The organism is Chryseobacterium sp. S0630 (genome assembly GCF_024158915.1).
Taxonomy (GTDB): domain Bacteria; phylum Bacteroidota; class Bacteroidia; order Flavobacteriales; family Weeksellaceae; genus Chryseobacterium.
Genome location: NZ_JAMZGF010000051.1, coordinates 30,946 through 40,843, shown reverse-complemented (window position 1 = coordinate 40,843; position 9,898 = coordinate 30,946). Strand labels below are relative to the sequence as shown.

At 37.9% G+C, this 9,898-nt stretch carries 6 protein-coding genes; 5 read left to right on the top strand and 1 reads right to left on the bottom strand.

Annotated elements, in window-relative coordinates; all coding sequences use genetic code 11:
* Positions 1-156 precede the first annotated feature (156 nt).
* Positions 157-786 (bottom strand): helix-turn-helix domain-containing protein, encoded by a 630-nt coding sequence (locus NK356_RS18595; RefSeq protein WP_253317698.1) that lies wholly within the window; start codon positions 784-786, stop codon positions 157-159.
* A 122-nt stretch (positions 787-908) separates the two neighbouring features.
* On the opposite strand from NK356_RS18595, the gene NK356_RS18590 reads away from it, so the two are divergent.
* The 5 genes from NK356_RS18590 to NK356_RS18570 all read left to right on the top strand — a co-directional run bounded on the left by NK356_RS18590 (position 909) and on the right by NK356_RS18570 (position 9,790).
* Positions 909-1,304 carry a hypothetical protein gene (locus tag NK356_RS18590; RefSeq protein ID WP_034693957.1) on the top strand — a complete coding sequence of 132 codons (396 nt, stop codon included), beginning with the start codon at positions 909-911 and terminating at the stop codon, positions 1,302-1,304.
* Positions 1,305-1,323: 19 nt separating this feature from the next.
* Entirely contained in the window at positions 1,324-2,025 is a 702-nt protein-coding gene (locus NK356_RS18585; RefSeq protein WP_253317697.1) for a PspA/IM30 family protein, read from the top strand.
* 3 nt (positions 2,026-2,028) lie between these two features.
* Positions 2,029-2,685 (top strand): hypothetical protein, encoded by a 657-nt coding sequence (locus NK356_RS18580; protein ID WP_034693955.1) that lies wholly within the window; start codon positions 2,029-2,031, stop codon positions 2,683-2,685.
* A gap of 123 nt (positions 2,686-2,808) precedes the next feature.
* Positions 2,809-4,830, top strand: a complete 2,022-nt coding sequence (locus NK356_RS18575; protein ID WP_034693954.1) for a flotillin family protein — start codon at positions 2,809-2,811, stop codon at positions 4,828-4,830.
* Between the two features lie 157 nt (positions 4,831-4,987).
* Positions 4,988-9,790, top strand: coding sequence for a DNA repair ATPase (locus NK356_RS18570; protein WP_253317696.1), 4,803 nt, complete (start codon positions 4,988-4,990; stop codon positions 9,788-9,790).
* Positions 9,791-9,898 lie beyond the last annotated feature (108 nt).

Below are 9,898 nucleotides of genomic sequence, written 5' to 3'. Positions count from 1 at the left end.
TGGAACTGGTAGACACGCAGGACTTAAAATCCTGTGTCCGCAAGGACGTACGGGTTCAAGTCCCGTCTGGGGTACAAAGTCCTCTGTAATGTATTACGGAGGGCTTTTTTATTTGTCCTATAAGGTCTATATCATTTTAGTGGATTGTAAAAATGATCAATTAATACTATTTTTACGTTCCAAATTCTCCAGTCTCTCAAAAATACTGGTGAAAATATTTTTCTCAGCAGTAGAAACGTATCCTACAATTTTATAATACTCTTGTTCGGAGTTTGCTGCTGATGGCTTGTCTGTAGCATGCACGAGGTTTCCATCCTGATAAATAAGAAGGTTGTTGACAGATTCTGTTTTCTGATCTGTTTTGTTCAAAAACAAAATATCACCATATTGATATTGCGGTAGCAAAGTTTTTTCAGAGGTAAATTCATACACCAAATCCACGGATGCTAATATTTTTTGCAACACGGATTCGTTTGGATTGCTTTCCTGCGTTTTTTCGTGTGCTTCTTTGCTGTTCTGAATGGCCAATTCCGGGAAAAGCATCAGTTGATCTATATCAGAAACGCTTACTAACTGGTTTACCTGAAGGGTTTCGGTCAGTAATTTGTCAAGATTAAGGTTAAAATGATTGGCTACCTTTAATATAGTTTCTATCTTAGGTTCTGCGCGACCTTCTTCATAAGAGCTTATTACTCCTCTGTTTAAATCAAATAAATCGGCAAAAGCCTTTTGACTCAGTCCTTTAACCTGTCTTATTTTTTTAATATTAGTTCCAAAGAAGCTCATCTTGTCTAATCTTTTTTGCAAAGATAGAAAATCTGAAATAAATAATTGCTAATAATATTTGCAATTTGAAAATTTTATTTTATATTTGTGTAGACGAAAAATAAAACACTAAACCAGCCATCATGAGAAATCAAATATTCAGAACGGTCAAAGAGTGGTTGTTAGATTATGAGTTTAACATCACGTTGGAAGATGAGGCTCAGAGAATCTTAATCATCGAAAAAGAATCCAACGGGATAAAAAACATGATCCTTATAATATCAGACTCTATTCTGATCATGGAACAGTTTCTTTTTGAAATAAAAAACCCATCCGAAAAAATATTTCTGAGACTCCTTCAGAAAAACAGAGACATCGTTCACGGAGCATTTGTACTGGACGGAAGCGGAAGAAGGGTGATTTTCAGAGATACACTCCCAACCGATAATATGGCGCAAAACGAAGTGATGGCTTCCATCAATTCTTTAGGAATCCTTGTGGGGGAATTTACAACAGAAATGCTTGAAATGAGTAAGTAATTCACAAAAGATATTTAAAATGAACATTTTTAAAAGATTGTTAACGATAGGAAAAGCAGAGATCCATTCTGTGATCGACAGCTTTGAAGACCCAATCAATTTAACGGAACAGGGAATCCGTGAAATGAAAGAACAGTTGGGAAAAAGTATAGAAGCACTTGCTCAATTGAAAGCGCTTGCCATACGTAAAAAGAATGACGCAGAAACAGAACAGCAGACCGCCAATGATTATTATAATAAAGCTATAGTCATTGTTCAGAAAGCAGAAAAAGGAGAGGTGGAAACCGCTGACGCAGACCGCCTTGCTAAAGAAGCACTGAAAAAACAGACCTCTTCTTTGGAAAATGCAACAGCTCTTCAGAAAGAACATGAGAAACTGTATGATGACTGCGAAAAAATGCAGGGTAATATCAACCATCTGAAATCAAGCATTGCCAAATGGGAAAACGAATTGAAAACCCTGAAAGCAAGAGTTCAGGTGAGTGAAGCCACAAAAGATATCAATCAGAAGATGACCCAGATGGACACCGGAAGTACAGTGAGTATGCTGGAAAAACTGAAGGATCGTGTTGTACAGCAGGAAGCCCTTGCAGAAGCTTATTCTGATCTTTCAAAATCAGGAAAAAGCATTGATGAAGAGATAGATGCCGTAGTAAACAATAGTGATACAAAAGCTGAAGAAGCTTTAAACAGATTAAAAGAAACCCTTAAAAAAGGCTAATATATGACCTTTCAGGAATTTTTGAATGTAGCATTTTCTCCGGTGAATACGGTGCTGACTGTCCTTTTGGCACTTTCGGTAGTCTATTGGCTATTCACCATTCTTACCGGGCTGGATATCGATGTTGGAATTCATTCCGATCTGGATGCTGATGCAGATATAGACGTTCCGGATGGTCATCTCCACGCTCCTGATCATGATCCTTCGGCATGGATGCATTTCCTGAAATTTCTGAATCTGGACATTGTTCCGGTAACATACTTTCTTACACTTTCATTGCTGATTACCTGGCTGGGCTCATTTTATCTGAATTATTTCATTCCACTTCCCACATGGGCAGGAATACTGATTCTCTTTCCAATGATGATTGGGGGAATGCTATTAACCAAAATAATTCTAAAGCCCCTGAATCCCTTTTTTAAAGAGATCAATCATAAAGGAGAATTGTCCTATGCCTTTTTAGGAAGAGAAGGACGCCTAAAATCCAGCATTCAGGATGATAAAATAGGAATGATGGAAGTCTTCATCGGAAGTGATCCTATGACATTGATGGTAAGAAGCAATGACGGAAGCAGGCTGGAGCACGGAACCCGGGTTATGATTGTAGATGAAGAACCCGAAAAAAGGATTTACTACGTACAGAAATCAATAAGATATTAAAATAAAAACTAATAACCATGCTGACTATTTTTTTGATTCTGATGAATTATATCCTGGATATCATCTTCCAATTCTTATAAAAATAAAAAAACACATCTATATAAACTATAAACTTATAAAACTATGAACTTACCTTTAATTGCTGGAATTATTGTTGCCGTCGTAGCAACAATCGGATTGATTTTCTGGATTTTATCGATGTATAAAAAAACTGTTCAGGGAATCGTTATTTTAAGAACTGGTTATGGAGGTACAAAAGTCTTCTTTAATGCCGGTATTGTCATTCCCATTATCCATCGTATGGAATCTATGGATATCTCCGTAAAAAAGCTGGAGATTTCAAGAGAGGGAAGAGCAGGGTTAATCTGTAAAGACAATATGAGAGCAGATATTCAGGTGGCATTTTTTATCCGTGTCAATAAATCAGTAGATGATATTGTGAATGTAGGTCAAACGATTGGTTGTCAGCGTGCTTCAGATGCCCAGACATTAAGAGAATTGTTTGAAGCCAAATTTTCAGAAGCTCTTAAAACGGTAGGAAAGAAATTTGATTTTACAGAACTATATGAAGCCAGAAGCGAATTCCGTCAGGAAATCCTTGATATCATCGGAACAGATCTTAACGGATATGTGCTGGATGACTGTGCAATAGACTACCTTGAGCAGACCTCAATTGATAAATTAGATAAAGATAATATCCTTGATTCTGAAGGGATTAAAAAAATTACCGAACTGACAGCTACTCAAAATATTAAAGCCAATCAGGTTCGTCGTGATGAAGAAAAAACCATTACAAAACAAAATGTAGAAGCCAGAGAAGCCATTCTGGAACTTGAAAAACAGCTGGCAGAAAAAGAAGAATCTCAAAAAAGAGAAGTGGCCAATATCAAAGCCCGTGAAAATGCAGAAATTCTGAAAGTAGAAGAAGAGGAGCGCCTGAGATATGAAACAGTGCGTATTGCTACAGAAGAAAAACTACAGATTGCAGAAGAAAATAAACTTCGCCAGGTGGTTATCGCTGCTAAAAATAAAGAACGTGCAGATTTGGTAGAAACCGAAAGAGTATTAAAGGATAAAGCCCTTGAAGCTACAGAAAGAGAAAGAATTGTCTCTCTTGCTCAGATTGAAAAGGAAAAAGCAATAGAACTGGAGAAGAAAAGTATTCAGGATGCGATCCGCGAGCGTTTAACCATGGAGAAAACCGTAGTGGAAGAACAGCAGGGAATCAAAGATCTGGAAGCCTTCAAAACTGCAGAAAGAAACAAGCAGGTAGAAATTACTGTTGCCACTCAGGAAGCAGAGAAAAAGCTGATCGAGGAAACAAGAGCCGCAGAATCCCGAAGATTGGCAGCAGAAAAAGATGCTCAGAAATATGTAATTGAAGCACAGGCGAAAAGAGATGCTGCAGAAAAAGAAGCTGAAGCCCGTAAGATTATTGCAGACGCAAAAGCAAAAGAAGAAGCAACAGTAGGATTATCAGAAGCTCAGGTAATGCATGCGAAAGCAGATGCTGCAGAAAGACAAGGTGTTGCAGAAGCTACAGTGATTGAGAAAAAAGCTGACGCCAATAAAAAAGAAGGAATTGCTCAGGCAGAAGTCATCAAAGAAAAAGCATTGGCAGAAGCAGCAGGAATCACAGAGAAAGCAGAAGCCATGAAGAAACTGAACGATGCCGGAAAAGATCACGAAGAATTCCGTCTTCAGCTTGCCAAAGAAAAAGATGTGGAACTGGCTCAGATTGCTATTCAGAAAGATATTGCAGAAGCTCAGTCTATGGTACTCGCAGAAGCCTTCAAATCTGCAAAAATTGATATCGTAGGAGGTGATAATACTTTCTTCGACAATGTTATCAGACAGGTTTCTGCAGGAAAAGGATTAGATAAATTCATCAGCCACAGCGAAAATGCACAGATTGTAAAAGAAAACCTTCTGGGTGATGGAGAAAACATCATTGGAAAAGTGATGGGAATGGTGGATAAATATAAAATCTCATCCGATGACATCAAAAATATGAGCATTGCTTCCCTGATTTTTAAACTGAACGGCGTAGCCAATCAACAGGAAAAAGGGATTCTGGAAAGAGCACTTGACATGGCTAAACATCTGGGAGTGGAACACAAACCTGTGAATAATAACCATGTTTAATGCAAGAGAGCTTTAGATGCTTTAAGAGATTCTAAACCTCAAACCTTATAGGTTTCCGAAACCTATAAGGTTTATATCAAAAAAAAATTTTCAAAGTACCACAAGTTATACAAAGACCTGCTGTCCTACAGCAGCCATGACAACCTAAATAAAAACGATGTCAGAACAACTTAATTCCGGAACTTACGAAATTATTCAGAACCGTTTAAATGAGCAGAAGAATGACCTGATTCAGAGACTTCAGCAGCTTAATGAAAGCCGTAAAAATATATTTGGCGGAGTGGATTTCTCTCTCATTGCCAATGAAAGAATTTCGACGGATCACAGCTGCATTGCCAAAGATATTTATTCATTGGGTGATCTCCTGATTTTTGGATCTAATGCACACCTGGGACTTCAGACGGAAATCAATATTTCGGACGTTTTTTCAATATATAAAATCAATAATGACCGGTTTGAACCTCAGGATCAGACCCTGATCAATGATGAAGTTTTCATCGACGAGTTTAAAAACCTTTACAAATATTACAGAAATACTTTCTTTGCCAGATTTACCTTCACGGAAAACTATCTTTATATGGTTTTTCAGCTTTCAGAAAGTACCACAGATATCAAAGCCTTTAAATGGCTGATCAAAGAGAATCAACTGATCTATGTAGATTCAAGAAGTGCCTCCGAAACATCATATCCTCAGCAGCATGGTTTTGTATGGACAAAGGCAACAAGAGATATGCAGAGATCCGGAAAACATCCTCATATTTCTTTAGCAGATAAAGTTTTTGTAGAAAGCATCGGTGGAGATATTACCATTAAAGTAGAAGACAATACAGATACAGGAAAGGGAATCTACTCTGAAGATGTAATTCATAAAGATCAGAATCTGGATGATGCTGAGATTCATTTCTGTGATCTGGATAATCTTGTTTTGTTTAAAATAAAGCCTTATCAGGAAACAGAACGCTATTTCATTTATAATCACAAAGAAAAAACCGTTTCAAGGGCAGATGCTATTAAATATTCAGGGCTTTTGCTTCCGGAAAATCAAGGGGTATTATTTTCAAACGGATATGCCCTTCAGACAGGAGGATTAAAAGTGATCTCTCAGGATCAGAACAGACTTTACTATCTGAAAACAGTTGCAGAACCCAACGGAGAGAATTTTTTATACGTTTTCTACGATGATAAGACCAATAATTATCAGCTGATCTCCTATAATATCATCACCCAGACTATAGAAACCCCGATCCGATGCAGCGGTTTTACATTTCTTAATGACGGGAAACTGATCTATCTCAGAGAAAGCATCGAAACCACAAAACATCATCTGTCTCAGATCTGGCAGACTCCTTTTTCCAAAGAACTGTTGCCCAATATGGAAAAAGCAGACAGTTTACTTTACAAAATTGGAAATAAGGATATTGTAAGAGTAATGGCTGAGAGTCAGGAGCTGATAACCCTTCTGAATAAAAAAGATTCTTACAATGGTTTGTATGATGATATTGTAAAGCTCTCAACCTTTATTCTGGATACTTACTATTTTCTTGGGGAAGAGGAAGTTCAGAAGCTGGATATGCCATTGAAAGAGATCAGGGCGATTGCCCATTCGGCCATCAATGAGTACGAAAAAGTAGTAGAACAAAGGAAGAATACAGAGGAAACTTTAGAAAAGATAAAGTTGTCCTGTGATAAAATTCTTGATGATACCAAAAGGCTTCACTATTCTCAGCTTACAGAATACATTGATGCTCTTTCTCAGATCAGAGCATTAAGAGGAGAAGTGACAGGAGCCAGAGAGCTTAAATATGCAGAAAAAGCTTTGCTGGATAGATTGGAAAAATCTCTTGCAGACCGTTATACAGAACTCTCAAATGCCTGTGTGGAATTTCTGCTTCAGGAAGGTGCATTATTGCCATACGAAGAAAGAGCACAGCAGATTTCCGAAGATATCATTGGACTGCAGAAAGCCATTGACGCCAAAATAATTGAAGAAAATATCAATACACTTTCCGGGCAGCTGGAATTATTGGTGGATATTGTCAATAACCTTAAAATTGAAGACACCTCCCAGTCTACCCAGATTATTGAAAATATCTCTTTAATCTTTGCAAGACTGAATCAGGAAAGGCTTGAACTCAGCAAAAGAAAAAGAGAAATTTCAGGGAAAGAGCTGGCCTCAGATTTTCAGGCTCAGATTACCCTATTTGACCAGTCTGTGATCAATTTTCTGGAGCTTTCACAAACTCCTGAGAAATGTGATGAATATCTGACCAAACTCTCTATTCAGCTGGAAGAAATGGAAACGAAATTTATTGATTTCGAAGAGTTTATTCAGCAGATAGGAACCAAAAGAGAAGAAGTTTACGGACATTTTCAAAATAAGAGGGTACAGCTTACCGAAGCAAGAAATAAAAGGACTCAGAATCTTTTTGATGCTGCGCAGAGAATCCTGAAATCGGTACAGACCAAAGCAGAATCTTTTGACTCAGAAAATGAGATCAATGGCTATTTTGCTGCAGATCTGATGGTGGAGAAAGTGAGAGATCTCTCCAGACAGCTTGCAGAATGGGAAGATTCAGCAAAATCAGAAGAGATTCAGACGTTGTTAAAAACCCAGCAGCAGGAAGCCGTAAGAAAACTGAAAGATAAAAAAGAGATCTATGCAGACGGAGAAAGCGTCATTGCATTGGGAGACTATAAATTTGCAGTCAATCAGCAGAAGCTGGATCTTACGCTGGTACTGAGGAATGCTCAATATTATTATCACCTTACCGGAACAAGCTTTTATGAACCATTGAACTTCACGGCAGATGAATTCAAAGAAGTCTGGAATCAGGAATTTGTTTCAGAAAACAACAAGGTAAAAAGATTTGAATACCTTGCCTGGAATGTATTTTCCGCTCGCAAGGAAATAACCTCGGAGATTGAAAATGAAAAGGCAGTACAGCAGTTTACGGCAGAACATTTCGGAGAAGGACTGGTAAAAGGAATTCATGATAAAGATGCTGAAATGATTGTCTTGAAACTTCAGCAGATCCATAATGAACTTGGACTGATGAGGTTTACAGCACAGGAGAGAACTTTAGCCCAGCTTTTCTGGTTTTTCCTTGAAAGTGAAAGGAAAGATTACTATACCAAACAGTTTGAGGTAGCATCCATTATTACTCAATCATTCACTGTAAAACAGGGATTTGAGTACTTAAGCAGAGAAATTTCGGAAGAAATGAAATCTTTTGCATCAGCACATGGTATTTTTCTGGAGACGGATTATATCAATGCTGCCATATACCTGAAAAAAGAAGATAAAGAAAGCTTCCTGATCTCAGAAAAAGCTGCTACTTTGTATGAATTGTTCCTGAAAGAACTCAAAGAAAAAGGCAAAGATCTGGAGTTCATTGCTCAGATACAGGCTATGTATCAGTATCCTTCAGCATGTTATTACATTGCCGAAAGTGCATTACAGGCATTTGATCCGGAAGCTGATGAAAATATAGTACAGGAAGCTGCAGCATTCATCATTACTCAAAAGTTTGATCCGAAAAATATCAAACACATTGCGTATGAAGTAGCCATAAAAGAGCTGAAATCTCTTGAAAAAGACACGGAATATCATCTTAACTACTTTGAATTTGTATCCCGACTGAGTCACTTTAATACCGTTACCGTTCCGAAATACACACGTCTTCAGGAATTGAAATACAGCTGGGTAGATGAAAAGAAAAAAGCATTGAAGCTGGATACCTTTAAGCCTCAGGTTTTAAGCTCATTTGTGAGAAATAAACTGATTAATGATGTTTATTTCCCTCTCATCGGAGCCAATCTTGCCAAGCAATTGGGAACTGTGGGATCAGACAAAAGAACAGACAGAATGGGAATGCTTCTTCTGGTATCTCCTCCTGGATACGGAAAGACAACCCTGATGGAATATATGGCAGAGCGAATGGGGTTGGTATTTATGAAGATCAACGGACCATCATTAGGATACGATATTGTATCAACGGACCCTTCCGAAGCCAGAAATGCAGGTGCCAGACAGGAACTTGAAAAACTGAATCTTGCCCTGGAAATGGGAGACAATGTTATGCTTTATCTTGATGATATCCAGCACTGTAATCCTGAGTTTTTACAGAAATTCATCTCTCTTGCAGACGGACAGAGAAAAATTGAAGGAATCTATAATGGGGAAAGTAAAACATATGATCTTCGATCCAAGAGATTCTGCCTCGTCATGGCCGGAAATCCATACACGGAGAGTGGAGAAAAGTTTAAAATTCCGGACATGTTAGCCAACCGTTCAGATACTTACAATCTTGGAGAAATATCCGGATCGAAAACAGACCTTTTTGACCTGAGTCTTATTGAAAATGCTTTAATGTCTAATGAATATCTGACAAGACTGACCCATCCGGGAATGGAAAACCTGTATGAACTCTATGATTGTGTGATTACAGATAATCCTGCCGATAACCTGAAAGGAAATTTCAGCTCCAGTGAAATATCAGATTTCAGAACAGTACTGAAAAACACAATCAGGGTGAGAAATATGGTGTTGAAGGTGAACAAAGAATATATCGCATCCGCAGCCATGTCAGACGATTACCGAAATGAACCACCGTTCAAATTGCAGGGATCTTACCGTAATATGAATAAGCTGATTGCACAGATACAACCGATTCTTAAAGATAATGAAGTCATTCAGATTGTGATGAATCATTATCAAAATGAATCTCAGACGCTGACAACCGGAGCAGAAGCCAATATGCTGAAAATGAAAGAACTCATAGGAATTCTTTCAGAAGAAGAAACCGAACGCTGGAATGAAATAAAGAAAACCTTTGTTAAAAATAAAACCCTGAAAGGACTGGGCGAGAATGATAGAATGTCGCAGATTGTAGCACTGCTTGCCCAGTTTGGAGACGGATTAGAAGGAATCAAAGAAGCCCTTAAAAAAGCAGAACAATAACCATGAGACTTTAAATAGTTGTAAACAGGCTGTTTCAGATAGAAACAGTCTGTTTTTTATTATCAATTGTGTGAATTAGGATTTTTTCAAGCGAATAATCTGCTTTAT